Below are 26,199 nucleotides of genomic sequence, written 5' to 3' on the forward strand. Positions count from 1 at the left end.
GGCGACGCGCCCCGTTCACCCCGCCAGCGCCGCGTCGAGCAGAACCTGCGCCGCCGCCTTGGCGTCCTGCGCCGGTTCGCAGCTGTTCAGCAGCACGGCGGTGACGATCGCCCCTTCCTTCAGCAGCAGGATCTGACAGCCCAGCCGTTCCGGATCGCGCGCCCCCGCCGCACGGGCCAGCCGCGTGAAATGTTCCAGCAGCAGCCGCTTGTGTTCCGCCGCCTGCACGTGGATCGGGTGGTCCTTGTCCTGATACTCGGCCCCCGCCTTGATGAACATGCAGCCGCGGAACTTGTCCTCCCGGAACCACTCGCCCAGGGCGTCGAACCCGGCGATCAGCTGCCCGGCGGGCGTATTGGACAGCTCTTCGATACGGCGCAGGAACCAGTTGCGGAAATTCTCGTCGCGCAGGCGCAGCGCCGCCAGAATCAGCTCTTCCTTGGTGCGGAAATGCTTGTACATCGACGTCTTGGAAACGCCCGTCTCGACGACCAGCTTGTCCATTCCCGTGGCGTGAAACCCGTCACGGTAGAACACCTCGAGCGCCTTTCGCACCAGTTCGTCGCGTTTGTTCGGCCGCATGATTCGGCTCCTATCTTTACCGATCCGTACATAATACTGCAAATCCTGGAGTGCAAATCAAGGCACCCAACCCTTTGTAATAAATGAGCTTCAGGCATCCGGCGCGGAGAACGGCGAAAATTTCTGCCGCTCAGCCCTTGAAATTATTAACCGATCGGTACACATATAACCCATGAGTTAACCGATCTGTAAACCAAGGATCAGCCCGATGCGCCGTCATTCATCCCTGTTCCCGACCCGACACATTCACGTGCTGCTTGCGCTGGCCCTGCTGGCCGCCGTCCTCGCCTGAACCGCCTGCGAGACCACCATGCCCCGTCCCCCGCTGCCCCCTTTCACCGCCGAAACCGCCGCCGAAAAGGTCCGGCTGGCCGAGAACGCCTGGAACAGCCGCGACGCCGACATCGTGACCCCGGCCTACACGGATGACAGCCAATGGCGGAACCGGGCCGAGTTCCTGTCCGGTCACGGCCAGATCCACGCCTTTCTGACCCGCAAGTGGAGGAAGGAACTGGACTATCGCCTGATCAAGGAACTCTGGTCCTTTTCCGGCACCCGGATCGCCGTGCGCTACGCCTATGAATGGCGCGACGACAGCGGGCAATGGTTCCGCTCCTACGGCAACGAGAACTGGGAATTCGCGGCCGACGGGCGCATGGCCGAACGCCACGCCTCGCTGAACGACCTGCCGATCTCCGAGACCGAGCGCCTGTTCCACTGGCCGCTCGGCCCCCGCCCCGACGATCACCCCGGCCTCTCCGAGCTTGGCCTGTGACAGGAGAAACCCGATGCCCCGCGCCTTTGCACAACTGACTTTCACCCCCGCCGTCCGCGCCCAGCAGGAGCGGATGGGATCGGCCGGATCCTATGCCAAGTTCATCGACTCCGGCCCGCAGCAGGGACACCTGATCGGCGAGGCCGAGAAAGCCTTCATCGAGGCGCGCGACGGCTTCTACCAGGCGACCGTGTCCGAGACCGGCTGGCCCTATGTCCAGTATCGTGGCGGCCCGGCCGGGTTTCTCAGGGTGCTGGGGCCGCAGACCATCGGCTACGCGGATTTTTCGGGCAACCGCCAGTACATCTCGCGCGGCAATCTGGATGGCAACGACCGGATCTCGATGATCCTGATGGACTACGCCAACCGGCGCCGCCTGAAGATCCTGGGCCGGGTGGAAATCACCGAAGGCGCCAGCGCCGCCGCCAGCCTTCATCCGCAGGGCGTCGAAGCCCCGGCCGAGCGCGCCGTTCTCATCAGGGTCGAGGCCCTGGACTGGAACTGCCCCCGCCACATCACGCCGCGCTTCACCGAGGCCGAACTGAAGCCGCATCTCGACGCGCTCGGAGTCCAGTTGGCCCAGCTTCAGGCCGAGAACGAAAGGCTGAAACAGGACCTGGCCGCGGCCCGCTAGGGCCCCGGAAACCCGCTACGTCACCCCGTCAACCGAGACCAGAAGGATACCGCTGACATGCTCCGCAAGATCGTCCATGCCGTTGCGGCTTGCGCCGCCGGTACCGCATTCGCCGCCGCCGCCATGGCGATCGGCTTCGTCGCCTCGCCGGCGGCCGTTCGCACGCCGCTGCCCAGCGCGACGCAGATCCTGCTGCCTCTCGACCAGGCCGAGATTCCCCTGATCGCCCGCCCGCAGACCGGCAGGCTGTCCATTCCCGCCGGCCGGCCGACGCGCCGCGTCGCGCTTTCGGCGCGGGTGACCGGCGATCTGGTCCGGGATCTGGCCCAGATCCACCCCGGATTGCCCGGCCTCTAGGTGAAAGCCAGGCCGGACGCCGCCCCCCGAGTGCCCGAAGCACCAGACCCAAAGGACTGACCCATGAAACCCGAGCTGTTCAACACCGCCGTGGCGGTGACCGCCGCCCTTTTGCTTGCATTGCCCGGTGCCGCCGACCAGGGAAAGGGAATTTCTGCGCATGACTCGCTGGCGGCGGAACCATCCGCCGCTGAGGAAACGGGCCAACACGCGGCCCATCAGGGCGGGCGGCTTGCGGAGACCGCTGAGGCGCGCCGGTACAGCGTAACCCGCAGTAGCGGCGCCCCTCAGGTCACGCGGCAATGGCGTCAAACCGCGGCCAAGCCCGACGAGGCACCCGCGCGGATGATGCGGGCCATGCCGGACAAGCGGTTTTTCAACCCGGACAACCCCTACGCGCCGGGGCCCTTGATCAGCGACAGGTAAGGGCCGGGCAACGCCGCGCGCCTCACCCCATCCACCGCCGCACCGGCGCGTTGCTTTCCTCGAGCGGCTGGCAGACCACGTCCACCAGGGTCGGTCCGTCATGCGCCACCGCCTCGGCCAGAACCTTTTCCAGATCGTCCGGGTTCTCGACCCGCCACGACTTGACCCCGTAGGCCGCCGCCACCGCCGCCTGATCGGTGCGGCTGAAATCCACGTTGTAATAGCGCGCGTCCTTGTCCGCGAACTGGCTGGCCTTGATCCAGCCGAAATTCGCGTTCGAGAACACGACGAAAGTGACCGGCGCGCCGACGCGGCAGACGGTTTCCAGCTCGCCGCAGGTGAAACCGAAGGATCCGTCGCCCATCAGCGCAACCGTCTTGGACGCAGGCCGCCCGTACCACGCGCCCAGCGCCGCCGACAGCGAATAGCCCAGCGCCCCGTGCGCGCGGTTGGTGATGAAATGCCGGCCGGGTTTCGGCAGCTGGTAGTAGGCCGAGAAATAGGGGCAGCTGGTGCCCGGGTCCGAGACCACGGTGGCATCCTCGGGCAACACCTTCATCAGCGCCGATATCACCCGCTCAGGCCGGATCGGGGCCTGCGGCGACCGCGCCAGCCTGTCGAACTGTTCGAACTTGCGCTTCTTCTTGTCGGCGACCGCGGCGGCGCCTCCGAACGTGTCCGCCCCCTGCCCGCGCGCATCCAGCACCGCGTTCACCTCGGCCAGCGCCAGCCGAAGGTCTCCGACCACCGCCACTTCAGTTTGGTAATTGGCGTTCATCACCATCGGGTCATTGTCGAAATGCACGATGCGCGTCCCCGGCTTCGGCGCCTCCCAGCGCGCGGTCGTGGTGGACCCGGCCCTGCATCCCATGAACACCACCAGATCGGCGGCCTCCATCATCTCCCAGGTCTCGTCGGTGCCACCATTCGACCCCACCACGCCAAGGCAGTTGGGATGGGTTTCCGCCAGCGAGCCCTGCCCCGAGATCGAGGTCGCGACGGGAATGTCCAGCCGGGTCGCCAGCCGGTCAAGCTCGTCCCAGGCCTGCGCGATCACCACGCCGCCGCCGCAGACGATCAGCGGGTTGCTGGCCGACAGGATCGCCTCGACCGCCGCCTGCGCCGCGCCGGGGGCCGGGGCTTGGCGGTAGGCCGGATAGGTGGCGGTGGCGCCGTCGGCCCAGATGTCGGACATGTCCACCGGGTCATACTGCACGTCGTAGGGCAGCCCGATATGCGCCGCGCCCGACCGGCCCGTCGTCATCGCCCGGAACGCCGCCCGCACCATGCGCGGGATATGGTCGGCGCGGCGGATCACCGTGTTCCACTTGGTCAACGGCGCCATCAGCCGTTCCTGATCGACCTCGGTCAGGGGGTACTTGCCGTAGGACGCCACCGAGATGTCGGTGGTGATGCCCAGCACCGCGTAAGAGCTTTCCGACGCCTCGATCAGCCCCGGCAGGATATAGGTGGCGCCGCCGCCCGACGGCCCCTCGGCCACTCCGACGCGCCCGGTCACCCGCGAATAGCCGTCGGCCATGTAAGTCGCCGAACGCTCGTCGCGGGTCAGGACATGGGTGATGCCGTGATCGAGCCGCAGCATCGCATCGTAGAACGGCAGCGTCGTATCCCCGCACAGGCCAAAGATATGCCGCACCCCCTGCGCCTCGAGCATGCGCACCATCGCCTCGGCGCCGTTCATCCGGTTGCTCATCTCACCTGCCTCACTACTTGCGTTCATTACTGTATACAGCTATGCATTAACTCTTGCGCACATGTCAATCCCGCCATAATCTCGGCGCCGAAAGGAACCCGCATGGCCAAGTCCGAAAGCAACGTCGACCGGATCTACGAGGCGCTCAGGCGCATGGCGGCCGATTTCGCCTTCAAGCCCGACGCCCGGATCAACGAAAGCGCGCTGGCGCAGCAACTCGACGCCTCGCGCACCCCGATCCGCGAGGCGCTCAACCGTCTGGTGGCCGAGGGTTTTCTGACCTTCCAGTCGGGGCGCGGCTTTTTCTGCCGGTCGCTGTCGCCCGAACTGGTCATGGACCTCTACGAGGCCCGCGTCGCGGTCGAGGTCGAGGCGGTGCGCCTGGCCTGCGCGCGCGGATCGGATCAGGCCATCGCCGCGCTGACCCGGGAACTCGACGAGATCGCGCCGGATTACACCCCCGACGCCGACGCCGAATCGCTGCTGGCGATGGACGAGCGGTTCCACGGACAGCTCTGCCGGCTTTCCGGCAATGCCGAGCTGTGCCGGATCCTCGCCAATCTCAACGACCGCATCCGCTACCTGCGCCTGATCGACCTGCGCCGCCTGCGCGAAACCGCCTCGGACGAACGCACCATGGTCTCGGCCCATCGCGGCATTCTCGACGCGGTGGCGCGCCGCGACGCCGACGAGGCCGCCGCGCGGATGCGCGCCCATATCGAACGCCGCCGCGAAGGCGCGACGCAGGCGGTGCGCGACGCCTATGCCCAGCTTTACGTCCCCGATCTCTGAGGTTCCCATGTCCGTTCATTCCGGTGGAAAAACCGTCTTTGGCGCCGCCGTCGGCATCCTGATGCTGGAAACCCGCTTCCCGCGCATCCTTGGCGACATGGGCAACGCGATGACCTGGCCGTTCCCGGTCCACTACCGCGTCGTGCGCGGCGCCTCGCCCGACAGGGTGGTGCGCGGCGACCCAAGGGCGCTGCTGGACGCCTTCATCGACGCGGGGCGCGATCTGGTGGCCACCGGCGCGGACGGGATCACCACCAATTGCGGCTTCCTGGCGCTGGTCCAGGATGAATTGCGCGACGCCCTGGGGGTTCCGGTTGCCACATCCTCGCTGATGCAGGTGCCGATGGTGCAGGCCATGCTGCCGCCCGGCAAAAGGACCGTGATCCTTACCATCTCAAAGGCCACCCTCACCGACGCGCACCTGGCCGCCGCAGGGGTGCCGACGGACACGCCGGTCTACGGCACCGATGACGGCCGCGCCTTCACCCGCGACATTCTGGGCGACGCGCCGCGGATCGACTTTGCCGCCTGCCGGCAAGACCTGCTGGACGCCGCCGACGCGATCGTCGCCGGCGAACCGGATGCGGGCGCCATCGTGCTGGAATGCACCAACATGGTGCCCTACGCCGCCGACATCCGCAGGCGCACCGGGCTGCCGGTCTATTCGATCTACACGATGGTCCAATGGTTTCAGGCCGGCCTGATGCCGCGAAAATTCGCGCCGGAGTTGGACGACCCGCGCGCCTGACCCGGCCCCCGTCACCCGGACGCGCTTGCGGGGTTGCCCTCGGGCGCAAGCTTTGCTTTGTCTTGGCCGACCACTCCGGCCGGGGGAGAGGCCGGTCAGCCGAAAGGATCACCAGATGGCAAAAGTCGCATTCCTTGGCCTCGGCGTCATGGGTTACCCCATGGCCGGGCACCTTCAGGCCGCCGGGCACGATGTCACGGTCTACAACCGCACCGCCGCCAAGGCCGAAGCCTGGGTGGCGCAGCACCGCGGCGCGATGGCGGCAACGCCGCAAGAGGCCGCCCGCGGGGCCGAGTTCGTCATGTCCTGCGTCGGCAACGACGACGACCTGCGCCAGGTCTGCACCGGCGAGGGCGGCGCGTTTCACGGCATGGCCCGGGGCGCGGTCTACGTCGATCACACCACCGTCTCGGCCCAGGTGACGCGCGAGCTTTACGAGGCCGGCAAGGCGCAGGGCATCGCCTTTGTCGATGCGCCGATCTCGGGCGGACAGGCCGGGGCCGAGAACGGCGTGCTGTCGATCATGTGCGGCGGCGACCAGCCCGCCTATGACGCCGCCGAACCGGTGATGCAGGTCTATGCCCGGATCTGCCGCCGCATCGGCGTCAGCGGCGCGGGCCAGATGACCAAGATGTGCAACCAGATCGCCATCGCCGGCCTGGTGCAGGGCCTTTCCGAGGCGCTGCATTTCGCCGAAAAGGCCGGGCTGGACGGCCGCGCGGTGGTCGAGGTGATCAGCCAGGGCGCCGCCGGAAGCTGGCAGATGTCGAACCGCTACGAGACCATGCTGGACGATCATTTCGACCACGGCTTCGCGGTGGACTGGATGCGCAAGGATCTGGGCATCTGCCTGCAGACCGCCAACGAGACCGGCGCGTCGCTGCCGGTGACCGCCCTTGTCGATCAGTTCTACAAGGACGTGCAGAAACTGGGCGGCGGACGCTGGGACACCTCGTCCCTGATCAAGCGTCTGCGGGCGCTGGGTTGAACGCATCGCCCCCTGGCGTGGCCGCGGGCCAATCGAAGGACATCTGAACGCATGAGCAACGACGTGGAATTCTGGGCCCGCGCCCTGCGGCAGCACTGGGGCATCGCCGCCAGCCTCAGCCGTCTGGATGGCGAGTACGATCTGAACTTCCTGGCCGAGGCCGCGAACGGTCAGGACTACGTGCTCAAGGTCATGCGCCCGGGCTGCGACGCGGGACTGGTGGACCTGCAGATCAAGGCGCTGGAGCATATCGCGGCGCAGGCCCCGGGCCTGCCCTTTCCGGCGGTGATCCCGGCGCTGGACGGAACCGCGCTGCCCGAGATTGCCGACGAAACCGGCGCGCCGCGGCTGGTCTGGCTGCAGGAACGGCTGCCGGGTCGCTGCTACGCGAAATCCACGCCGAAATCCGAGGACCTGATCCTCAAGCTGGGGCGGGTGCTGGGGGCGACCGGCCGGGCGCTGCAACGGTTCAGCCATGACGGCCTGCATCGCAGGGACTTCAAGTGGGACCTGACGCAGGCCGGCTGGATCGCGAACGAACTGGACGCAGTCACCGACCCGGCGCGCCGCGCGCTGCTGCACCAGATCGCCGCCGGCTATGCCGCCATTTCCGACGACCTGGCCGGGCTGCCCCGGCAGGCCATCCACAACGACGCCAACGACTACAACATTCTGGTCGAAGGCGACCTGGGAGAACGCCGGACGATCTCGGGCCTGATCGATCTGGGCGACATGTGCGCCGCCCCGCGGGTCTGCGACCTTGCCATTGCCGGGGCCTACGTGGTTCTCGATCATCCCAAACCCGAGCGGGCGCTTGCCGCGCTGGTCCGCGGCTACCACGCCGCCAACCGCCTGACTGGCGAAGAAATAGACCTGATCTGGCCGCTGCTGCGCATGCGGCTGGCAGTGTCGGTGGTGAACTCCACCCTCATGGCCATCGAGAATCCCGGCGATCCCTACGTGACGGTCAGCCAGGCCCCGGCCTGGCGGTTCCTTGAAAACGGCGCGGTCAATGGCGGGCTGATGCCGGCCCGCCTGCGCGCCGCCTGCCATCTGCCGGTGACGGACGGGGCCCAGCGCATCCACGCCTATCTGAACGACCACCGCGGCGAGTTCGCGCAGCTTCTGGGCGAAGACCTGGGCGACGCGCCGCTGGGCTCGCTTTCGGTCGAGAATTCGACCTGGCCGCGTGACCCGTTCCACCTGCCGCCCGACGAGGCCGCCCGCGTGGGCGAGGAATTCGGAGACGGCATCTGGCTTGGTTACTACAACGAACCGCGCCTGATCTACGCGGCACCGGCCTTCCGCAAGGGGCCGTGGAAAGCCTCGGACCGGCGCACGGTGCATCTGGCGGTCGATGTCTTCGCCCCCGCCGGGACCACGCTCTACGCGCCGCTCAGCGGCCGGGTCGAGGCGGTCGAGAACCGCGACAACCACCTGGATTACGGCGGCGTCGTGATCCTGCACCACGAAACCCCCGAGGGCGATCCGTTCTACACGCTCTATGGCCATCTCGAACCCGAGGTCTGCGACCGGCTGAAACCCGGCGATCCTGTGGCGCAGGGCGCGGCCTTCGCTCGGCTGGGCGACCCCGCCCAGAACGGCGGCTGGGCGCCGCATGTGCATTTCCAGCTGGCCCTGACCACCGACGGCATGGAAAACGACTGGCCCGGCGTCGGCGACCCGGACGAGCTTGACCTGTGGCATGGCGTTTGCCCGAACCCGGCGGCGCTGCTGAACCTGCCCGACGACAAGGTGTTCTACCGCCCGACCGACAAGGGCGCGGTGCTGCAGGGGCGGCGCGACCATTTCGGCGGCAATCTCAGCCTCACCTATGACGATCCGGTCATGCTGGTGCGCGGCTGGCGGCATCACCTGTTCGACGAATGGGGCCGGCCCTATCTGGACGCCTACAACAACGTGCCGCACGTCGGCCACGCGCATCCGCGCATCAGGGCCGTGGCGGCGGATCAGCTGGGGCGGATGAATTCGAACACCCGCTATCTGCACCCGGCGCAGACCGCCTTTGCCGAAAAGCTGCTGTCCAAGCTGCCGGATCACCTGCAGGTCTGCTTTTTCGTCAACTCCGGCACCGAGGCCAACGAACTGGCCCTGCGCCTGGCGCGCGCCCATACCGGGGTCAGGGGGATGGTGACGCCGGATCACGGCTATCACGGCAACACCACCGGCGCGATCGACATTTCGGCCTACAAGTTCAACAAGCCGGGCGGGCCCGGACAGCCCGACTGGGTAGAGCTGGTCGAGGTGGCCGACGACTATCGCGGTTCGTTCCGGCGCGACGACCCCGAGCGGGCGCGGAAATTCGCGGATCTCGTGGACCCCGCCATCGCCGCGCTGGAAGAGAAAGGCCACGGCGTCGCGGGTTTCATCGCCGAAACCTTCCCCTCGGTCGGCGGCCAGATCATTCCGCCCAAGGGCTATCTGCCGGCGGTCTACGAAAAGATCCGCGCGGCGGGCGGCATCTGCATCGCCGACGAGGTGCAGACCGGGCTGGGACGGCTGGGCGAGTATTACTTCGGGTTCGAGCATCAGGGCGCGCTGCCCGACATCGTCGTTCTGGGCAAGCCGATCGGCAACGGCCATCCGCTGGGCGTGCTGGTCACGACCCGGGAAATCGCCGACAGCTTCGCCAGGGGGCCTGAGTTCTTTTCCACCTTCGGCGGCTCGACCCTGTCCTGCCGGATCGGCGACGAGGTTCTGGACATCGTCGACGACGAGGGCCTGCAGGACAACGCCCGCCTGATGGGCAATCGCCTGATCGAGGGCCTGCGCCGGATCGAATCCGATTTCGCTTGCGTCGGCGACGTGCGCGGCATGGGGCTGTTCCTGGGGGTGGAACTGGTCAATTCCGACGGCAGCGAAGGCACCGAGATCTGCGGATACGTCAAGAACCGGATGCGCGACCACCGCATCCTGATCGGCAGCGAAGGGCCCAGGGACAACATCCTCAAGATCCGCCCGCCCCTGACCATCGAGGCCGAGGACGTGGACATGATCCTGTGGGCCCTGCGCGACGTGCTGGCCGAGGTGGGCGACAAGGCCCCCGCGCCCGTGTGCGACCACGGCCACCACCATCATCACGGCTGCGGCTGCTGCTGATACCGGGTCCCGGCTCGGCCGAGCCGGGACGCGATCTCAATGGCCGGTCAATGAACGACCGCGGGCGCCGCGCACCGGCCCGCCATCCGCCGCAGCATCAGGCCGAACTGTTCGGACAGGGCCACCAGCGCCGGAGCCAGATCCGGGCGCACGATCAGCAGGGCCATCATAAGCGCATCGTCATGCTCGCCTTCGGCCGCCGCCGCAATCATCTGGGCAAAGCAGTTTTCATCGGCGCCCAGACAGACGCAACCCGATCCGTGCCGGATCAGCGGACGCCGCCCGTGCAGGGCGCACAGCCCGAAGATCTGATCCAGAATCGCCAGTGCCGATCTGCCGCCGTCCGCGCCCAGCGCAATGGCGAAATCGCGCGCCATCTCGGCGCGGCCCGGGGCCCCGTCGCTCCACAGGCGCAGATACAGGACCGCTCCGGCTTCGACCGGGTTCAGGTCCGATATCCTGCCAATGGCCGCCCCACCGCGATTCGTTGCGGCGCTCATTTCGTCAGGATCAGCTTGCCGGCGCGGGTGATGCGCAGCGTATACAGCTGGTCTCCCAGCTCGATATGGGCAAGGTTTCCGCCCTTGGTCAGGTCCTCGGCCTTGTGCGCGGGCAGCATCGAAACGGGGTAGCCTTGGGTCGGTGTCGGGTTCTGGGCATTCATCGGGTCATCTCCAGAGCTTGCGGCGCGAGCGGGTTTCGGTCCGGCCCCGGTTCCGGCGCCATCGCCCGGACTGATCGAGCCCTGCCTGTTCACGTCTCGCACCCTTGGTTTGCGTCTGGCTGACCCGGCGAAAACGGGTTGGCTGACATCGCTGCGCCGTAATCTGATTAAAACACTAAGGTATGTCAAGCGGCGATTTCGCGCGAAAAGACCCGCGGGAACCATTGTTATTCGCATTATTGAATGTCATGACTCGGGCGAGGAGGACTTGCCGATGACCCTGACCCGCCGCACCGTCCTGAAGGGCGCCGGGGCCGCGTTTGCAGCGCTGGCCGCGCGCCCTGTCTGGGCCGCCACCGAACTGACGCTCGGAGACACCCGGATCTTTAGCCTCAGCGACGGGCACCTGACGCTGCCGCCCGAGTTCATCTTCGCGCCGATGCCGAAACGGGAACTGGCCCCGATTCTGGCCGAACACGGTCTGGGCGACGCCCCCCTGACCCCGCCCTGCAACGTGACCCTGATGCAAAGCGGCGACCGGCTGGTGCTGTTCGACGCCGGCTCCGGGCTGTCCTTCCAGGACAGCGCCGGCAAACTGCCCGACGCGCTGGACGCCGTGGGCCTTGCACCCGGGGACGTGACCCATGTGGTGTTCACCCACGGCCACCCGGACCACCTGTGGGGCGTGCTCGACGATTTCGACGAGCCGCTTTTTGCCAATGCCGAACACATGATCGGCAAGGCCGAGTGGGACTATTGGTGGAATCCGAACACCGTGGAGGAGATCGGCGCCGAGCGGACCGCGATGGCGGTCGGCGCCAAGCGCAGGCTCGAGGCGCTGGAGGATGCGGTCAGCTTCTTCGAGGATGGCCAGGAAATCCTGCCCGGCGTCGCCGCCCTCGCCACCTTCGGCCATACCCCCGGCCACATGTCCTTCGAGCTTCGGTCGGGTGGCGACTCCGTCCTCGTGGTCGGCGACGCCATCGGCAATCACCACGTCGCCTTCGAGCGGCCCGACTGGCCCTCGGGTTCGGATCAGGACCAACCCACCGCCGCCGCCACACGCTCCCGCCTTCTGGACCGGCTGGCGGCCGAACGGATGCGTATGATCGGATTCCACCTGCCTGCAGGCGGCATGGGGCATGTGGAGCGCAAGGGCGCCGCCTACCGCTTTGTTCCATCGCAGGGCTAGGCGCCGCCGGGCTGGACGATCGACCGCCAAGCTGACATGGATGGCGCGACCGAATGCGGAGGCCGCCATGCGCGCAGCGATTGTGTTTGATCTCGACGGAACGCTGGTGGACAGCGCCCCGGACATTGCCGCCGCCGTGAACCGGATGCTCGACGGCGAGGGGCGGCCGGCCTTGCCGCTCGCCGTCGTGATCGGGTTTATCGGCAACGGCATTCCCAAACTGGTCGAGCGCGTGATCGCCCATTGCGGCCTGGAGCGCGACCGGCACGCCGACCTGACGCAGGCGACGCTCGATCACTACAGCCGGGCCGCCAGCGACAGGACCGTGGTCTATCCCGGTGTCGTCCCCGCGCTGGAGGAACTGCGCAGCCGGGGCCACGCCCTGGGCATCTGCACGAACAAGCCCGAAGCCCCCGCGCGCCATGTCCTGCAGGCGCTTGGGCTTGCCGGGTTCTTCGACGCGGTGATCGGCGGCGACACCCTGGCGACCCGCAAGCCCCACCCCGACCCGCTGCACGCCGCCTACGCGGCCCTTCCGGCGGGGCCACGGCTCTATGTCGGGGACAGCGAGGTTGATGCCGAAACCGCCCGGAGGGCCGGGGTTCCGTTTCTGCTGTTCACCGAAGGCTACCGCAAATCGCCCGTGCAGGATCTGCACCATGCCGCCAGCTACGGCCACGGCGCGGCGCTTCCGGAACTGGTGGACCGCGTGCTGGCGCTTGCCGACCGCCCCGCGGACGGCTTCTGAACGTTGGCCCGGCTCAACCGGCCAGCAGTCGCCAGGCCGATTTCAGCCCTTCCAGCGTGACGCGGGCCTCGTCCGCAAGAGCCGCGGGCGCGCCCTGCGCCGACAGCGCCTCCACATAGAGGCGCGCAACCTCGCCATCCCCCACGACCGCCAGCTGCTGACCCAGCCAGAACGGCCGCGCGGCCGCCAGCTCCGCCCCGAGCAACGCGCCAAAAAGCCGCGCCCGCGCAACCGGCGGCTCCAGACCCTCCAGCACCCGCGCCGCATGGACGCCATGTATCCGGGCCATGACCCGCTCGGGCTTGGCCATGGCGTCCGACAGCGCCTCGGAAAAGGCGGCAAGGTCGGTTTCGGCGCCAAGAAGGCCATCGCCCGACAGCCTGCCCCGGGCCAGGGCGTCGAACATGGCGCCGGTCAGGAAGCTTTGGAAACTGACGACCTCGCCCGCGCTGACATGCACCCAGCGGGTTTCCTCGCCCACCAGGCAAAGCACCCCGTCCCAGTCCTTGTTGAGCGCGAGGAACCCGGCAATCCGCGTCTCGTCGCCCCGCATCAGGTCCACCGGCGCGGCCTGCCGCAGCCCCGGCACCACGCGCAGATCGATCCTCGGGTCCCCGGCATCCACCGACCACAGCCCGTCCGGCAGCGGCTTGCAGGGCACCGCGCCGCCAACCGGACCAAGCGCGCCGCAGGCCAGAACCAGCGTCGCGTCCTGCGCCAGCCAGTCCCCGATCAGCGCGCCCAGGTCCCCGGCCACATCCCCGCTGGCCGCAACCCGCTCGCGCCGATCCCGCAGATCCGTCCCGCGCATCGCCCAGGCCCGCTGCCGGGTTTCACGCCAATCAACCGCGATCCAATCCTGCACCATCGCCATCCTGCCTTTTTCGGATGGCGCCGGTTCTATGACAGCGCGTGGAGTTGATCCAGCCCTTGGGTGCGCGTGTGCCGCGCCCCGCCAAATCGATGTGACGTTCGACATCCAAAGTCCGTTCCTAAAAAATATCACCCCATTGTAATAAAACGATAATATTTTCGATGCGACATTCTCTGTTTCGTCTCCGCGACATCTAAATTCCGTCTTACGACATTCCCAAACCGTTCGTTTTCTTCGATTTTCTCAAGAAAAAAGCCGCTCATCTCTGAGCGGCTTGAATATCTTTGATCCTGGCGGGTTATCTCTGCCGAGGTTTCCTGCGGGTCTGCCTTGATTCTTTGATGTGCCTGTCCATCGCAATCGTCGTATCAATGCTTCGCCAATCACGACTGAGGAAGGGATTAAGTGCATCATCGCAGTTCATCCTTTCGTAATAGCTTTTCGCAAAGTGTTCGAAGGAAATGGTTTTTGGCTTCGACATCCCGGCGCTGCTGATCGCAGAAATCAAGATTTCGATGGCAATGCCAAACCGCTGTGCGGATGCGTGCATCAGAATCCGAATGAACTCATCCTCATCCAACAGACCATCATCGAGTACTCCAGCCTTCTTCAGCAACTCCTTGCCCGCTGTCTTCAGAGCAACTCCTTCTTCGCTGAACTCCATGGGCAGAACTTCGATTGGCTCAAGCCGCCTCAAAAACGTGTCGTTGTCATTGATAATGGCCTTTGCCTCCATGGTTCCGGTGACGATCAAGCTAACTGGCCAATCATCGTCCTGCATCAAATTCCGAAAGTTCGACGTGATCTGCTTCATGGTGTTGTTGGTCGTGTACCGACCGCTGTCCTGTACCTCATCGAGGTGAAGGGCGGCGACGTCCCGATCTTTCAATCGACTGCGCACAAGGCCGATCAGATAATCTGGGTTGCGCCTAGATGTAGGTGAGATGGGATAGCCCAATTGGCGCAAGATCAGTTCGCAGATTTCTTTCACGGTTGCCCGGCTCGGAATAGTCACACTCCAAAAGTTCGAGCCGAATTCTAGCCCACCGGTTTTAGCTACCAATTGCCTAAAGTCTGCGGAAATCTGCTCGACCATTCGTGTCTTGCCAATGCCGGGCGGGCCAATCAACGCGGCGCCTTGAACTTCCCTGATACCGTTGCGGATGAGCTCATCACGCTCCAACAGAACTTTGAAAACGCGCGCCCTAAAGTCCTCGAAAACCTTAGTTTCAAAGTAAGGTTTCTTTAGGCTAACGCTTAGCTGAGCCTGTTTTTTCTGTTTCTCAAAGGTCGCGATCATAGCATCCGACGTCATGGTAGGAGCTCCTCTTTCATCTGCTTAACGAGAGAATTTCTTGCTGGTCCGGAATCGGTCGAGACTACCGGGCTCGTCCGGGAGAACCACCGAGTTGACCCCGTGTTCGTCCTCTACGTCTGCGTCCTGCGTGACCTCGGCTTCATCAGCGACATCACTGGCATCCGTCTCGAAACCGCCGTAAATGGGATCGTCATATTCATCCCGTCCGACGAAGGGTTCTTCGTTAGAGCCTTTTCCAAATGACAGCTCGAGGCTGGCACGATCCAACTCCGTTTGAGTGTAACCGGTCATCCCCATGTCATTGCCACGCATGATCTTTCCGACGAGTTCCGCGCGGCGCCGCTGTGCTTCGTCACGCGCCCCACTGCGATGTTGGCCGTCCAGAGCCGCCTCGGCACGCCTCAGCTGGCGTTCTTCCTGCCACTGCCGAAGGGTCTTCCCGCGCAATGAGCTGTCCAATGCAGGAACGGAAATCGTATCACCATGACCCACTACGGAGATGGCACCCATGTCCATCGGATCGACGATGATTTCCACTGTTCCATCTGGAGCGGCGACCCGATCTGCCACCCGTGTTTTGCGATCGTTCCGAATAAATTCATTGAGGTAGGTGGTACCGGCGAAGCGAATGCCTTCATGCGTTACCCTTGCAGTGGTCGAGAACCCACAAGCTTCACGAAGGTCCTGCGGACCTGGGATCTGCATTGGATCATAAGCGATATCCTGGGTCAGTTCTTCCCAAGCCGTCGCAGGCGTTTTCCCATTCAGTCCCCGGTGCGGCGTGTTGTGGTATTCGGCGATAAAGATGACGAAGAGCAGGTCAAGCTCATCATCCGTGACGCACGCCTCTTCGTGTGGTTTTCGATCGTTCAGTTTCGATGGCATGCTCGCAGTCCAACCCGGAATGGTTCTGGCGAACTTCAGTTCACAGGTCCGAAACCACCTTTCGATATGACCACGAAGGTTTGCCACCCCGGCGGTTGTGTTCATGAACGAACTATGGAGCCGCTTTACCGCCGCAGAAAACTCAGCGCCGCCGAAAGGATGCTTGCCGAATTCAGAGCCTGAATCCGTCGAGACGAGCTGAATCGGACAGACATGGTCCCAGTCCGAGTCTGTAATGCCCGCGTTCCGGAACAAGTATGTCTTGTCCATAAAACAAGACCGGAGAGCTTCGAGTGCCGCCTTCTGGTTTGGGCTCCGGCAAATTGAGTATCCCAGGATAATCCTCGACGCGACGTCGATCGCGACGACCACCCAGCGGCGCACGCGCTTCACTTTCGCGCGCTCCTCTTCTGTCATCCTTTCATACTCGGCGCGGGTCACATCAAGGGTGACGACATGGAAGCACCAAGCATCGAATTGGACATTCTCACCAACTGTGCTGACGGACATGCCAGCCTCAGACATGCCGAATTTCCGAGTAGCTGCTGCGAGGCCCTCTCGCTGCAGAACAACTGTGAACGGGTCGAGATATTCGTCGATGTAGCGCTCATACGTTCTCACGCTTTTCACAGGAATCAGCTTGAGAGGACCCTGCTTGGCCCGGCGCGCGTTTTCTTCAGCCACTTCTTTGACGGCGCGCTGCGCAATTTCCCGTTTTGAAGACTTGCCAACCGGGCGGCTATCCTCGGAACCAGGTCCACCACGCGCATAGTCGCGCAGGATATTCATGACGAAATTGAAATCATCATTCGCAAAAACTGGCTTTTGAGCGGAGACGCGCTTCGTATTGAACACATTGGGGTCGCAGTCGGCATTCTCATATTTTCTAAGATAACCCAGCAATGTATCGCTGCAGGGAAGCGGGTGCAGCGCCTGAGATGAATTCGCCTTCTCGGTTCCATATTTTACGCGAGCTTGAAATTGCCGATAATCTGCATCGATCTTTGAAGTGAAAATACCGACACCCTCGCGTGTAAGCGTCATGCCTAAACGACGATAATGCGCCATGCGTTCTGCGAGAAAGACCTTACGACCAATGGACTCCCGTTGCTTTTTTCCGGCAAGATAAAGCTCTTTACGGCCCTGCATCCGACGATCTTCGACACGCTTCAGACTATAGTATCCGCGGTCGATCACGAGCCGTTCAGCTTCGATCAATAAGGTGATCTCGTCCGGGCAAAAGGTCCTGATCTGCGCATCGGAGTCCGCGTATACCGCAAGGACGTAGTGCGTGATCTCTTTCGTCTTAGGGTCAACTTTCGGAGTTACCTTCCAGACATCAGAGCCCTCAAAAGTAACGCGGTCAGACTCAGTCAGGTTCTTGAAGAGGGTCATGCCGCACTCCGGCAATGGGTTTCTGGGCAAAACGGATCCAAGATGTTTTTTGTGATCTCGCCATCACCGATGAGGCGAACCGCCGCGCGGTAACCCTTGGCACCCAACATTGAGCGATCGATCAACGCGCCAAAGCTGAAGGCACCGCCGAGATCGTTTGCCGCCTCCAACACGATGCGGTCAGATTCCGGGTCCCATCCACGCCGAGCTTTGTGAATTTCCGCGGCACATTTCCGATAAACTGGGTGAAACGCGTAGCGCGAGCCCAGATTGAACCGATCGGCAACCTGACGGCTGCACTGACCTGCGATGTTTGCGATCTCTTCGATGTACGACTTTCGGCGGGCTTTCGTGTCATACTTGACCGAAAACAACACCTCGTTCATGTCTTTCAGCAGCAGATGGGCATCGACCTTGGTATAGGTCGGTTTGCCGTTACCACCGACAAAATCAACGCGAGTCAGCTGTTCCTTGAAGTTGACAACATCGCTGTGCGCAGCGAGGTTTTGGTAGACAGCGGCTTCTTCATAAGACGCGCACCAAAATTCCTGCAAAACCGCCCGGCGGTTGAGCCGCGTCACAAACGACAGCTTGCACGAACTGCTGGATTTGCCGAGCTCCATCTTCATCAAATGGGAGTTTTCAACGCGAAACGGGGCGTCAGGATCCGCCAGAGGCGGCGGTCCGAACGTCGAGTTGGCATAGGCATGGTGATCTGCTTCGTGGCGATCGTTTGACATAGATTTTCCGTTCGCATTTCAACGGGAAATGCGCTTCTGTCTTTTGTGAGGGGGGTAGGCCGGTTTTTTTGGGGGTCCGGAAACCTGCACATATCGAAAGAGCGTGCGGCGCCCGCTTTCCCTGAAAGACACCACGGAAAGCGCAACCATCCACGTAAGAAGCCGGAAAGCCGTTGTCTAAAGCAGGTCCTTCAGATACCGTCGATAGGCAGACTAGGCTGGTTTTCCAGTCGCAGGGGTTTGATCGTGCCAGCGATCAGCCCCTTTTCTCATTTCTCTCTTGTCTCCATTCATATCCTTTCGGTTTCACCTCTGGAATTCAGGGGCGATCTTCTGTGTGAGACGAACGTAAACACTCAGTCCAAATCGAGTCCAGAAAAAATATATCGCAATAACAATTGCTTACTGCGAATTTCTCGGGGCCAGCTCTTTTCGCTCAGGTTTCAAAGAGCGGCTTAAAACCCGCCCTCGTTCAGTTCTCCTTCATGGTTCTGAGGTTCTTGTTCCTCCTTCTAAAATTCAACTAGGAGGAAAAATTTCACCTTTATACCGCCTGGCGAATTTTTCTGAGAAGAAAATGTCCCTTTTGAGAAGCAGCCGTCTATGCTGGCTTCTTCTTCATTTGCTGGCGGCACCACATCAGGTGCTCGTGTGACCACGGCACCAAATCTGGTGGCAGTCGGACCGGCTCGACGCAAATGCAGTTGGATATCAGTCCAGGCTTAGTCGCCGTGAGATCGTTCTCCAGATCCTTGCGGCGCGCATGAGCGACCTTGTAAGACAACCCGATGCGATCTTTCAGCTGATGCGATGTGAGCAAATCCGCTGCTCGGCCTCGCGCGTGACAGGTGATGATGTACTCAGCTGCCAACAGCCACTTGCGGATCGGCAGGTTGCTTCCATGAAGGATAGTTCCGGTTTTCGCAGAGAACTGGAGCCTGCATTTTTGGCAGTGAAATTTTTTTCGCGCCTCAAAATGCAAGATGGCCGCCGATCCACATCGCAGACACATCACGCCCGACGGCCATCTGACCTCCAAAACTCGACTCACTGCAGCGTCATTCGTAGGGAACCGCGTCGCCACGCCTTCGCCCGGCAACGCAAAATAGAACTGGCACCAGCGGATGCGGTCACGATCGTCGGACGAAATTGGTTTACTCATTGATTGTTCGCAGATGCCATCGCATGCCAAATAGTTGAGTCTTTACATGCCCTGCAAAAAAGAACAAAGCCCATTCAATGCGACAGCTCTCGTTAAAACCGGCGCCAGTTCACCGAGAAACCCTGCCCTCGTTTGTATCTCGAATGGCGGCGATGAACCGTGTCGATTTGAGGAACTTCTGCGTCGACATGGGTTTTTCCATGAAGAAGCTCCTCAACTTGGACCCTGAGGCCTTGCATGTCATCGCTGAAATAGCCGCGTTGGACGATCACGCGCTTGCCGCGCTTGTCAGCTGGACGGGCGAGAAGTCCGGCGATGTACGGATGATCTTCCGCGACGAAAAATTCGTATCCCGCGCACTCAAGAATCCCACGGTCCGAGGCTGCCCAGCTTGCCTTCGAGATGACGCAAACGCAAATCCGAGCAGACCCCTGGAGGCGATGGCAATAAGGGGGGATTGGCAGTTGCGCGAGGTGTCGGTCTGCGTTCGACACCAACATGCGCTAATCCCACTTTGGAGGCGCCAAACACCGACAGAACGCTTTGATATCAGCGCCCGGCTTTCGGAAATCCTGGAGGACCTGCTCAAAGGCAATCTTGAACAAGGGCGATCATCTCCCAGTGCATACGATCTATGGCTTGATCAGCGACTTGAAAGTGGACGTGATGACACCTGGTTGGCGGGACAAACTCTCTACGCTGCTACGACCTTCTGCCGGCTTCTTGGTTCGGAACTATTGCGGCTTCCTGAGTATCGAGATGTTCATGTTGCCGCCCGTCTGAGAGCTGCGCAGAAAATTGGGTTTGAAGTTGCAACGGGCGGCAGGGATGCAATCGACAATGCATTGGACAAACTTGCGGCTCTTGCCCCACTCGCGGGTGATTTGCCCTACAAGGCTTTTGGCGCGCTTTTTAAAGACCTTGCACGCGCTCACCTCAATGAGGATGCGTTTCATGACTTCAGACGAATCCTGTGGGAACGGATCATCCTGATCTGGCCAGTCGCAGCCGATCAGGAGATCCTGGGCCGCACTCTTCCTTATCGGCGCCTGCATTCGCTAACCTCAGCAGCAAAGGAAACGGGTGTGGGCGAACCTCTTTTGGATCAGTTCCTCATTGAGGCAGGGGCTTACGACAAGGCAGACGGAAGGCCGGCGGCGCGCAAGACATTCGACGCGCTTCAGCATGCGTCCTTGCTCGCCGAGATCCCAACGCTCGTTGGATCTGACGAAATAAGAAACGCGATGGGGGCAACCAAGACTCAATTCAGATCGCTAGTTGAAGGCGAGGTTCTTCACCCCCGAACAAAGATACCAACAACAAAATCGCCTTGGCGACTGCAAGATGGTATCGATCTAATGAGGGAACTGAACGCATTGGTGATTGGTGTCGTCGAAGACCAAGACCAATGGGAGTTAGTACAACAGGCGAACGCGAGGACCGGATTGGGCGTTGGCCGCATAGTCCACGCAATTCGGTATGGACGCCTGCGGGTCGCTCGATGGAATGGTCTTGATGGATACAGGTCGCTATGCGTGTCCAAGGTTGAGATAGACCAGTTCGCAGTGGAAAGCGGGGCGCAGACCGAAGCTCGTTCCAAGCTTCCGACGGAGGTCGTCTCCACCGCCGCGGCGTTCGGGCGTTCCGTGGGAATGAGAGACGGTCAAGCCTTTCAGAGGCTCGTGCAGGCGGGGCATACCCCGGCGAGCCATGAAACGATCTCCCGCAATGGAACCAAGCGTTTCTACGTGACTGAAGATGATATCGCCGCATTTCACCAACGCTTCTTAACGCAAAAAACTCTGGCTGCTGAATACAATGGTTTCTGGAGAACGCTGGTGGCGCAGTTACAGGCCGGGGGTGTTGAGCCATTCACTTCTGACGGCGAAACCTTCGGGCATCTGTTCTTGCGCGCCGACGTGGAGCGCTTTTTTGAGAAGCCGGTGGCTGACTGCAAAAGTTTGGGCTGGGCAAACAAGTCCTTTCCCAACGAATGAAGGAAACGAATTCGGTGTCCCGATCACACTCTGGCGGCGCACTCCAGGGCAGCAGGCCGGTTTACACTGATTGGACGGATGCAAGCGAAGCAATCGCCGCTCGTTGCACGGCCCAAGAACTTTTAAGGCGCAGACGCTGCTGCCGTTTGTTGCACTTCAAGGGGGGGCCATAGCGGCCATTGCCCGGCAACCGACATTGCTGCGGTCGCAGCCCGCTTATCGGACATTCGCTGCAATTGTTCAACCTCGGCGGTATCAAATGTCAGGACTGCGGGACTTTTCTGCCTTCCGAGTTCTGACCTTCAACGACCGCTTTGCGCGCATCGCTACGCTGGCCTTTCGCGGGGAGTGTGGAGTCCGGATCTTCGCTGCGGTTGCAAATTTGCACTGTGATTCCTGATGGAGCGGATGAGGTGAATGACACCTGCTCCACCGGTATCGTAATTTTGGCGCCAGAAAGCCAGGGCGCTGGCGCGATGACATCGTTGCAGGTGTCCCGCACCATGGCGTCCGAACCAAACCACGATTTCGGACGCCTGTTTCGCAATTCTCCCGATGCCGCCTTCACCCTTCCGCGCCACCGTACCACATCCGCCTGAGCAGACCATCCTTCTTGATGAAGTGGTGATAGAACGCCGCGCCCGCATGAAGGATCAGGAGCGTCACCATCAGGCGCGCGCCGAGCCCGTGCGGTACGCGGGGCGCGTAGTCGTGGAAATCCGGCAGCGCCGCCTCCGAGGCGCCGAACAGGATCCCGCCCGCGCCGGAAAGTACCATCATGCCGATGCCGCTCGCGGCCATGCCGAGGATAACGACGTAGAAAAGGACGTGGACGACCTTGGCGCTCACCCTCTGCCAGGCCGGATCGCCCGCCACGGAGTCGGGCTTGCGGTCGGCCAGCCACCACCAGAGAAGGCGCAGAAGCGTGGGAATAAGGATGGCCGCACCGAGCGGGACATGGAGCAACATAACCGCCTCTTTCGCGGCACTGTCAATAAGCGACGCAGCGCGGAAGCCCGAGCCGATGAGGACGAGGATGAGAAGGGCGCTGAGCCAGTGGATCGTGACCGCGACCGCGCCGTACCGATTGCCGACACTCATGAGTGCCATGACAGTCTCCAGTGCTGTTGATGTGTGAGAGAGGCAGGCGGGCCCGGGCCTACTGGCCAGTGTCACGCCAGCCGATATCGTGGTGCGTGCCGTCGCAATAAGGCTTGTTCCTGGAGGCGCCGCAGCGGCAGAGCACGTATTTCTCGGCGCTCGCACCCTCCGCGAGGCGTGCGCCCGCCAACGGGATGCCCGCGACCCGGTAGGGGCCGTCCTTTTCCACGGTGACGCCCGGCGTGCCACAGGCGCCATGCTGCGGCGCCTCGCCGTTCACGCTGTAGCGCAGCGCGCCGGACGGGCAGGCCTTGACCACGGCCTTGATCTTCTCCGCCGCGCCGTTGTTCGGCACGATCCAGGGCTTACGGCCGGAATCGAAGACCGCGTTCAGCCACTTGCCGCATTCGCCCGCATGAGAGCAGAGCAGACGGTTGTAGTGAACGGTGATGTCCCGGCCCTCATAGGTCAGCACCTCGTCCTTCGTGTGGTCGTCCGAGGGGCGGCTGTCGAAGCCGATCTGGTTGTGAGAGCCGTCGCAATAGGGCTTGGTCTTCGAAGCTCCGCAGCGGCAAAGCGCCATCACCGGCTTTGTCTCCATCGCCCGCCCGTCCGCCCCGGTCAGCACCGGGACCGCCTTGGCGACCAGCGGTCCGCCGTCGCGCGGCTCGATCGCCGGGGCGGTGGTTTTCTGCGCCGCGGAACCCGCGCCGATCCGTCCGGTCATGGTCAGGCCGTCGCGGATGTTGAGCCCCATCAGCGTCAGGTTGGTGGCCCCGGCGATCAGTTCCAGAACCTGGACCGCATAGAACCAGGCATCGAAGGTGCCGGCCGAGGCCCGCGCCTCGAGGAAGAACGCCGCCGGCACCAAGACCAAAAGCCCGTTCGCCGCGATGAACGGCATCCGCTTCTTCTTCGCCTGGGCGCGCGCATCGGTGCGCTTGCCGCCCAGCGACATGCCCGCGGCCCCGGCGATCGCCATCGCCGGGATCAGCACGAACATGCCCTTGAGGATCATCGCCTTGACCGCGGCGATCGTCTCGTGGCTGGCGAACAACTCCGAAAACGCGGTCGAGGTCCAGAAGGCAAGGATCGTCAGAATTCCGACAACCCCCGCGATGGCATGGATTCTGGCTTTCATCGGACCATCCTCAATCGGTGGCTGCGACCTGATAAAGGCCGGGCGTGAAGCTCAATCCTTCGACAGGCGCGATCCCGGCTTCGGCGCGCATGGCGGCGGTCGCGGCATCGAATGCGTCGATACTATCCCATTTCGCGATGTTGATGAGCTTATACCGCGCATCAGGCCCAACCGAGCGGTGGAGCGCCGTCGAGATGTAGCCGGGCTGGGTCTGAAGGAAGTCGCGGGACTGGGTCCACATCGCGACGGTCTCCTCCATCATGCCTTCAGGCACTTCGAAGACATTGATCAGTGTGACCTCGCCCTCGACCGCGAAGGCACCGTTCATTTCGGCCATGATCTGAAGGCCGGTCTTGAAGGTCTCATAGTCCAGTGGCTCGTTGTTCGGCGCACCGGCGGCGTAGAAATCCTTGGCTTGCGACAGGTGCTGCTCGCCCTCGCTGAGCGCGCCGTCGCCGTTCTGGTCCCAGGCCTCGAACACGGCCTCGCGCGCGCGCCAGTAGCGCGCGGCCACGCCCCGCTCTTCCGCGAGCGACGACCAGCCCATGTCCCAGGCGAGGTGCTCTTCGCGCGTCACGACACCATCGTCATCGGCGTCCTGCGACAGCATCACGTCGCGGCGGAACAGGTCGATCTCACGCAACGAGAGCATTCCGTCCTCGTTCTTGTCGACCGAGTCGAAGACCGCCCGGTTCAACTCCTCCAGCTCGGTGTCGAGCGCGAGCGCCGGTGCCGCCGACAGACAGAGCGCGGTGCAGGTGAGCATTAGCTGTTTCATTTCGATTTCTCCTTGCGCGATTCGATTTGTATAGCAAGCTATATATCGTTACATAGTAAGCTATGCAATGATAACGAAACCTATGACGTTCAAACGGATGGACTCAGCGGGATATCTGGTGAACCACATGGCGCGTCTCTTCGCGGACGGGCTCAGAAGGCGTATCGCGCCCTTGGGCATCGTTCCGGGCCAGTTCCCCGCCTTGCTGGAACTTTGGGAACATGATGGCCAGACCCAGAAAGAGCTCGTGGAAAAGCTCGATGTCGAGCAGGCGACGCTCGCCAACACGCTTGCGCGGATGGAACGTGACGGGCTGATCGTCCGCAAGGAGCATCCGGCGGATGCCCGTGCGCGGACGATCCACCTGACCGATAAAGCCCGCGCCATCCGCGATCGCGCCTACGCGGCGGCGCAAGAGACCAATCGGGCGGCGCTCGCGGCCCTTTCGCCCGAAGAGCGGCAGCAGTTCATCGAATTGATGCAAAGAACGATTGAGACGATGCGACGTGGCGGCTGAGCTTGACCGGCGAAGGCTGGGTCTATCCCCCGAAGTGTCATTCGGATCGCCGATGCGTTGCGGTATGATCATTGTCACTTCTGTGCCCCTTTTTCCATCGGACGTGCATGACGCCCCGATCAGGGCGGCATGCAACTTTCTCGAGTTGGCCATTATTATCAGCCGCGACTGAGGATCTCTTCGCCAAGAACCTGCATGATCTTCTGCCCGGCCTCGCTGGTCCAGTTGACGGCGAGATCGGCCAGAAGCGCGCTGGTGGTTGTCAGTTCGACGCCCCCGCGCTCCATCTTGCGGAAGGCCATTTCGTCGGTGAGCGAGGTCGGTGAGCCAGAGGCATCGACGACGGCGGTGACATCGAAACCTTCCGCAGCAGCGTCGATCGCGGGCGGGGCGAGGCAGACATCGGTGGTGATCCCGGCCATGATGAAGTGCTTACGCCCAGTATTGCGGACCGCATCGGCAAAGGCGCTGTCATCCCAAGCGTTCACGACGCCGGGGCGTTTCACCCGCGCAGAGAAGGCGTCGGGCGCGATGTCTTCAAGCGCGGGCATCAGCGGCCCCTGCATGTGCTCTTCCATGCTGGAAGTCAGCACCAACGGCATGCCGAGATCGACGGCCACACGCGCCAGCGCGCGGGTATTGGCCTCGATCAGGTCGCGGTCAACCGATTTCGCCCAGTTCATCGTGCCGGTCTGATGATCGATCAGAACCATTGCGGCATTGTCGGGGGTGGGTTTCTTGGCAGTCATGGCGTTTCCTTTCTTGCTCAGTTGCTGGTTGGGGGAAGGTCGAAAATCAGAAGCTCTGCGCCCGGTTTGGCGTTGAGAAGCAGATCACCGGCATCGGTGACGCCAAGCGCATCACCTTGTCCGAGGGCTTGGTCTGCCACTTCAGCGGCACCTTCGACCATGAAGACATAGAGGCTCCGTCCGTGTGCCGAGGGCCGATAGGTCAGGGACATGACTTCGCTGAACTGGCCGTAGCTGAGGCGCACATCCTGCTCGACGATCAGGGACCCGTCGGTACCGTCCGACGACAGGACAAGTTGCAAGCGATCCGTGTATTCCGCCGCCTCCAGCGCTTTGCGGGAATAGGCTGGCGCTAGCCCCTTTGCACGCGGTTCGAACCAGATCTGCATCGCCCGCATCGGCTCGGTCGTTGAGGCGTTCATCTCGTTGTGGACAATGCCGGTACCAGCCGTGATCACCTGGATGCCCTTGGCCTCCAACACCCCGTCATGGTCGGGTACGTTCGGATCGACATGGTTGACCTGTCCGCTCACCAGAAAGGTGACGACCTCGACATCGCGGTGCGGATGCAGGCCGAAGCCCGTCGCGCCCGGCGTCAGTGTCCCGTCATCGATCGTGATCAGTGGGCCGAAGCGCCGACGTCCCTCCGGCAGATGCGGCTTGAACGACAGATGCGCCTGCATGAAGCCGAAATCCTTGAATTCGCGGGTTCCGGCGGGGTGAAAGAATATCTGCTGTAACATCGCCGTCTCCTTGGCAGGTCGATGCCCGAGAAATAGAGCGCCATATCGTTCTGGAAAAT

Annotated in this window: 26 protein-coding genes; 12 read left to right on the forward strand and 14 right to left on the reverse strand. The window is 62.8% G+C overall.

Going from position 1 to position 26,199, the window contains the following annotated elements; all coding sequences use genetic code 11:
* Nucleotides 1-15: 15 nt before the first annotated feature.
* On the reverse strand, nucleotides 16-582 hold the full coding sequence (locus FGK63_RS03125; RefSeq protein WP_138840126.1) for a TetR/AcrR family transcriptional regulator: 567 nt from the start codon (nucleotides 580-582) through the stop codon (nucleotides 16-18).
* Nucleotides 583-892: 310 nt separating this feature from the next.
* Here FGK63_RS03125 and FGK63_RS03130 point away from each other — a divergent pair, with 310 nt between their 5' ends.
* The 4 genes from FGK63_RS03130 (at nucleotide 893) to FGK63_RS03145 (ending at nucleotide 2,774) form a co-directional block, all read left to right on the forward strand.
* Nucleotides 893-1,357 (forward strand): nuclear transport factor 2 family protein, encoded by a 465-nt coding sequence (locus FGK63_RS03130; protein ID WP_138840127.1) that lies wholly within the window; start codon nucleotides 893-895, stop codon nucleotides 1,355-1,357.
* A gap of 13 nt (nucleotides 1,358-1,370) precedes the next feature.
* A complete protein-coding gene (locus FGK63_RS03135) occupies nucleotides 1,371-1,991 on the forward strand; it encodes a pyridoxamine 5'-phosphate oxidase family protein (RefSeq protein ID WP_138840128.1) in 621 nt (206 codons plus the stop codon).
* 57 nt (nucleotides 1,992-2,048) lie between these two features.
* The gene (locus tag FGK63_RS03140) at nucleotides 2,049-2,348 is read left to right on the forward strand and encodes a hypothetical protein (protein ID WP_138840129.1); all 300 of its coding nucleotides are present in this window, start codon (nucleotides 2,049-2,051) and stop codon (nucleotides 2,346-2,348) included.
* 63 nt (nucleotides 2,349-2,411) lie between these two features.
* Nucleotides 2,412-2,774, forward strand: coding sequence for a hypothetical protein (locus tag FGK63_RS03145; RefSeq protein ID WP_138840130.1), 363 nt, complete (start codon nucleotides 2,412-2,414; stop codon nucleotides 2,772-2,774).
* A gap of 22 nt (nucleotides 2,775-2,796) precedes the next feature.
* Here the strand turns inward: FGK63_RS03145 and FGK63_RS03150 are convergent, their stop codons facing one another.
* Nucleotides 2,797-4,488 carry a thiamine pyrophosphate-binding protein gene (locus FGK63_RS03150; protein WP_138840131.1) on the reverse strand — a complete coding sequence of 564 codons (1,692 nt, stop codon included), beginning with the start codon at nucleotides 4,486-4,488 and terminating at the stop codon, nucleotides 2,797-2,799.
* Nucleotides 4,489-4,590: 102 nt separating this feature from the next.
* Here FGK63_RS03150 and FGK63_RS03155 point away from each other — a divergent pair, with 102 nt between their 5' ends.
* Genes FGK63_RS03155 through FGK63_RS03170 form a run of 4 tightly spaced genes read left to right on the forward strand, consistent with a single transcriptional unit; the run spans nucleotide 4,591 to nucleotide 10,136 of the window.
* Entirely contained in the window at nucleotides 4,591-5,280 is a 690-nt protein-coding gene (locus tag FGK63_RS03155) for a GntR family transcriptional regulator (protein ID WP_138840132.1), read from the forward strand.
* A gap of 7 nt (nucleotides 5,281-5,287) precedes the next feature.
* Complete coding sequence (locus tag FGK63_RS03160; protein WP_138840133.1) at nucleotides 5,288-6,028, forward strand: aspartate/glutamate racemase family protein; 741 nt, start codon at nucleotides 5,288-5,290, stop codon at nucleotides 6,026-6,028.
* 52 nt (nucleotides 6,029-6,080) lie between these two features.
* Nucleotides 6,081-7,016 carry an NAD(P)-dependent oxidoreductase gene (locus FGK63_RS03165; protein ID WP_281282104.1) on the forward strand — a complete coding sequence of 312 codons (936 nt, stop codon included), beginning with the start codon at nucleotides 6,081-6,083 and terminating at the stop codon, nucleotides 7,014-7,016.
* A 51-nt stretch (nucleotides 7,017-7,067) separates the two neighbouring features.
* Nucleotides 7,068-10,136 carry an aminotransferase class III-fold pyridoxal phosphate-dependent enzyme gene (locus FGK63_RS03170; RefSeq protein WP_138840135.1) on the forward strand — a complete coding sequence of 1,023 codons (3,069 nt, stop codon included), beginning with the start codon at nucleotides 7,068-7,070 and terminating at the stop codon, nucleotides 10,134-10,136.
* A gap of 47 nt (nucleotides 10,137-10,183) precedes the next feature.
* Here the strand turns inward: FGK63_RS03170 and FGK63_RS03175 are convergent, their stop codons facing one another.
* The gene (locus FGK63_RS03175) at nucleotides 10,184-10,636 is read right to left on the reverse strand and encodes a hypothetical protein (protein WP_138840136.1); all 453 of its coding nucleotides are present in this window, start codon (nucleotides 10,634-10,636) and stop codon (nucleotides 10,184-10,186) included.
* Entirely contained in the window at nucleotides 10,633-10,800 is a 168-nt protein-coding gene (hemP, locus tag FGK63_RS03180; protein WP_138840137.1) for a hemin uptake protein HemP, read from the reverse strand. The genes FGK63_RS03175 and hemP overlap by 4 nt, the downstream gene beginning before the upstream one ends.
* 274 nt (nucleotides 10,801-11,074) lie before the next feature.
* Between hemP and FGK63_RS03185 the strand changes: the two genes are divergently transcribed.
* The gene (locus FGK63_RS03185; RefSeq protein ID WP_138840138.1) at nucleotides 11,075-11,992 is read left to right on the forward strand and encodes an MBL fold metallo-hydrolase; all 918 of its coding nucleotides are present in this window, start codon (nucleotides 11,075-11,077) and stop codon (nucleotides 11,990-11,992) included.
* 67 nt (nucleotides 11,993-12,059) lie between these two features.
* Nucleotides 12,060-12,740 carry a phosphoglycolate phosphatase gene (gene gph, locus FGK63_RS03190; RefSeq protein WP_138840139.1) on the forward strand — a complete coding sequence of 227 codons (681 nt, stop codon included), beginning with the start codon at nucleotides 12,060-12,062 and terminating at the stop codon, nucleotides 12,738-12,740.
* 13 nt (nucleotides 12,741-12,753) lie between these two features.
* Here the strand turns inward: gph and FGK63_RS03195 are convergent, their stop codons facing one another.
* The 5 genes from FGK63_RS03195 to FGK63_RS03215 form a co-directional block, all read right to left on the reverse strand.
* Nucleotides 12,754-13,605: a 2-dehydro-3-deoxygalactonokinase gene (locus tag FGK63_RS03195; protein ID WP_425471830.1), complete on the reverse strand. Its 852-nt coding sequence runs from the start codon at nucleotides 13,603-13,605 to the stop codon at nucleotides 12,754-12,756.
* 307 nt (nucleotides 13,606-13,912) lie between these two features.
* Nucleotides 13,913-14,929: an AAA family ATPase gene (locus tag FGK63_RS03200; protein ID WP_138840141.1), complete on the reverse strand. Its 1,017-nt coding sequence runs from the start codon at nucleotides 14,927-14,929 to the stop codon at nucleotides 13,913-13,915.
* A gap of 24 nt (nucleotides 14,930-14,953) precedes the next feature.
* The gene (locus FGK63_RS03205) at nucleotides 14,954-17,212 is read right to left on the reverse strand and encodes a DDE-type integrase/transposase/recombinase (protein ID WP_138840142.1); all 2,259 of its coding nucleotides are present in this window, start codon (nucleotides 17,210-17,212) and stop codon (nucleotides 14,954-14,956) included.
* Nucleotides 17,209-17,952 carry a hypothetical protein gene (locus tag FGK63_RS03210; RefSeq protein WP_138840143.1) on the reverse strand — a complete coding sequence of 248 codons (744 nt, stop codon included), beginning with the start codon at nucleotides 17,950-17,952 and terminating at the stop codon, nucleotides 17,209-17,211. The genes FGK63_RS03205 and FGK63_RS03210 overlap by 4 nt, the downstream gene beginning before the upstream one ends.
* A 601-nt stretch (nucleotides 17,953-18,553) precedes the next feature.
* Nucleotides 18,554-19,114, reverse strand: coding sequence for a transposase (locus FGK63_RS03215; RefSeq protein ID WP_138840144.1), 561 nt, complete (start codon nucleotides 19,112-19,114; stop codon nucleotides 18,554-18,556).
* Nucleotides 19,115-19,191: 77 nt separating this feature from the next.
* Between FGK63_RS03215 and FGK63_RS03220 the strand changes: the two genes are divergently transcribed.
* Nucleotides 19,192-21,111, forward strand: coding sequence for a TniQ family protein (locus FGK63_RS03220; protein WP_138840145.1), 1,920 nt, complete (start codon nucleotides 19,192-19,194; stop codon nucleotides 21,109-21,111).
* Between the two features lie 564 nt (nucleotides 21,112-21,675).
* Here the strand turns inward: FGK63_RS03220 and FGK63_RS03225 are convergent.
* Genes FGK63_RS03225 through FGK63_RS20995 form a run of 3 tightly spaced genes read right to left on the reverse strand, consistent with a single transcriptional unit; the run spans nucleotide 21,676 to nucleotide 24,131 of the window.
* Complete coding sequence (locus FGK63_RS03225) at nucleotides 21,676-22,221, reverse strand: cytochrome b (RefSeq protein ID WP_138840146.1); 546 nt, start codon at nucleotides 22,219-22,221, stop codon at nucleotides 21,676-21,678.
* A gap of 49 nt (nucleotides 22,222-22,270) precedes the next feature.
* A complete protein-coding gene (locus FGK63_RS03230; protein WP_138840147.1) occupies nucleotides 22,271-23,353 on the reverse strand; it encodes a CDGSH iron-sulfur domain-containing protein in 1,083 nt (360 codons plus the stop codon).
* 10 nt (nucleotides 23,354-23,363) lie between these two features.
* Nucleotides 23,364-24,131, reverse strand: coding sequence for an antibiotic biosynthesis monooxygenase (locus FGK63_RS20995; protein WP_138840148.1), 768 nt, complete (start codon nucleotides 24,129-24,131; stop codon nucleotides 23,364-23,366).
* Between the two features lie 97 nt (nucleotides 24,132-24,228).
* Here FGK63_RS20995 and FGK63_RS03240 point away from each other — a divergent pair, with 97 nt between their 5' ends.
* Entirely contained in the window at nucleotides 24,229-24,648 is a 420-nt protein-coding gene (locus FGK63_RS03240; RefSeq protein WP_342777300.1) for a MarR family winged helix-turn-helix transcriptional regulator, read from the forward strand.
* A gap of 158 nt (nucleotides 24,649-24,806) precedes the next feature.
* Here the strand turns inward: FGK63_RS03240 and FGK63_RS03245 are convergent, their stop codons facing one another.
* Together FGK63_RS03245 and FGK63_RS03250 are read right to left on the reverse strand one after the other, a co-directional pair.
* Complete coding sequence (locus tag FGK63_RS03245; RefSeq protein ID WP_138840150.1) at nucleotides 24,807-25,397, reverse strand: isochorismatase family protein; 591 nt, start codon at nucleotides 25,395-25,397, stop codon at nucleotides 24,807-24,809.
* Between the two features lie 17 nt (nucleotides 25,398-25,414).
* A complete protein-coding gene (locus tag FGK63_RS03250; protein WP_171052554.1) occupies nucleotides 25,415-26,140 on the reverse strand; it encodes a pirin family protein in 726 nt (241 codons plus the stop codon).
* Between the last annotated feature and the right edge of the window lie 59 nt (nucleotides 26,141-26,199).

It is taken from the genome of Ruegeria sediminis (assembly GCF_005938215.1).
Classification (GTDB): domain Bacteria; phylum Pseudomonadota; class Alphaproteobacteria; order Rhodobacterales; family Rhodobacteraceae; genus Ruegeria; species Ruegeria sediminis.

What these genes read in the sequence shown, in the direction of transcription:
- FGK63_RS03170 (WP_138840135.1), top strand. Translation starts at nt 7,068, where the DNA reads ATGAGCAACGACGTGGAATTCTGGGCCCGCGCCCTGCGGCAGCACTGG.
- FGK63_RS03130 (WP_138840127.1), top strand. Translation starts at nt 893, where the DNA reads ATGCCCCGTCCCCCGCTGCCCCCTTTCACCGCCGAAACCGCCGCCGAA.
- gph (WP_138840139.1), top strand. Translation starts at nt 12,060, where the DNA reads ATGCGCGCAGCGATTGTGTTTGATCTCGACGGAACGCTGGTGGACAGC.
- FGK63_RS03225 (WP_138840146.1), bottom strand. Translation starts at nt 22,221, where the DNA reads ATGGCACTCATGAGTGTCGGCAATCGGTACGGCGCGGTCGCGGTCACG.
- FGK63_RS03155 (WP_138840132.1), top strand. Translation starts at nt 4,591, where the DNA reads ATGGCCAAGTCCGAAAGCAACGTCGACCGGATCTACGAGGCGCTCAGG.
- FGK63_RS03150 (WP_138840131.1), bottom strand. Translation starts at nt 4,488, where the DNA reads ATGAGCAACCGGATGAACGGCGCCGAGGCGATGGTGCGCATGCTCGAG.
- FGK63_RS03230 (WP_138840147.1), bottom strand. Translation starts at nt 23,353, where the DNA reads ATGAAAGCCAGAATCCATGCCATCGCGGGGGTTGTCGGAATTCTGACG.
- FGK63_RS03205 (WP_138840142.1), bottom strand. Translation starts at nt 17,212, where the DNA reads ATGACCCTCTTCAAGAACCTGACTGAGTCTGACCGCGTTACTTTTGAG.
- FGK63_RS03185 (WP_138840138.1), top strand. Translation starts at nt 11,075, where the DNA reads ATGACCCTGACCCGCCGCACCGTCCTGAAGGGCGCCGGGGCCGCGTTT.
- FGK63_RS03175 (WP_138840136.1), bottom strand. Translation starts at nt 10,636, where the DNA reads ATGAGCGCCGCAACGAATCGCGGTGGGGCGGCCATTGGCAGGATATCG.
- FGK63_RS03250 (WP_171052554.1), bottom strand. Translation starts at nt 26,140, where the DNA reads ATGTTACAGCAGATATTCTTTCACCCCGCCGGAACCCGCGAATTCAAG.
- hemP (WP_138840137.1), bottom strand. Translation starts at nt 10,800, where the DNA reads ATGAATGCCCAGAACCCGACACCGACCCAAGGCTACCCCGTTTCGATG.
- FGK63_RS03245 (WP_138840150.1), bottom strand. Translation starts at nt 25,397, where the DNA reads ATGACTGCCAAGAAACCCACCCCCGACAATGCCGCAATGGTTCTGATC.
- FGK63_RS03140 (WP_138840129.1), top strand. Translation starts at nt 2,049, where the DNA reads ATGCTCCGCAAGATCGTCCATGCCGTTGCGGCTTGCGCCGCCGGTACC.
- FGK63_RS03125 (WP_138840126.1), bottom strand. Translation starts at nt 582, where the DNA reads ATGCGGCCGAACAAACGCGACGAACTGGTGCGAAAGGCGCTCGAGGTG.
- FGK63_RS03160 (WP_138840133.1), top strand. Translation starts at nt 5,288, where the DNA reads ATGTCCGTTCATTCCGGTGGAAAAACCGTCTTTGGCGCCGCCGTCGGC.
- FGK63_RS03220 (WP_138840145.1), top strand. Translation starts at nt 19,192, where the DNA reads ATGCGACAGCTCTCGTTAAAACCGGCGCCAGTTCACCGAGAAACCCTG.
- FGK63_RS03200 (WP_138840141.1), bottom strand. Translation starts at nt 14,929, where the DNA reads ATGACGTCGGATGCTATGATCGCGACCTTTGAGAAACAGAAAAAACAG.
- FGK63_RS03240 (WP_342777300.1), top strand. Translation starts at nt 24,229, where the DNA reads ATGGACTCAGCGGGATATCTGGTGAACCACATGGCGCGTCTCTTCGCG.
- FGK63_RS20995 (WP_138840148.1), bottom strand. Translation starts at nt 24,131, where the DNA reads ATGAAACAGCTAATGCTCACCTGCACCGCGCTCTGTCTGTCGGCGGCA.
- FGK63_RS03135 (WP_138840128.1), top strand. Translation starts at nt 1,371, where the DNA reads ATGCCCCGCGCCTTTGCACAACTGACTTTCACCCCCGCCGTCCGCGCC.
- FGK63_RS03215 (WP_138840144.1), bottom strand. Translation starts at nt 19,114, where the DNA reads ATGAGTAAACCAATTTCGTCCGACGATCGTGACCGCATCCGCTGGTGC.
- FGK63_RS03210 (WP_138840143.1), bottom strand. Translation starts at nt 17,952, where the DNA reads ATGTCAAACGATCGCCACGAAGCAGATCACCATGCCTATGCCAACTCG.
- FGK63_RS03145 (WP_138840130.1), top strand. Translation starts at nt 2,412, where the DNA reads ATGAAACCCGAGCTGTTCAACACCGCCGTGGCGGTGACCGCCGCCCTT.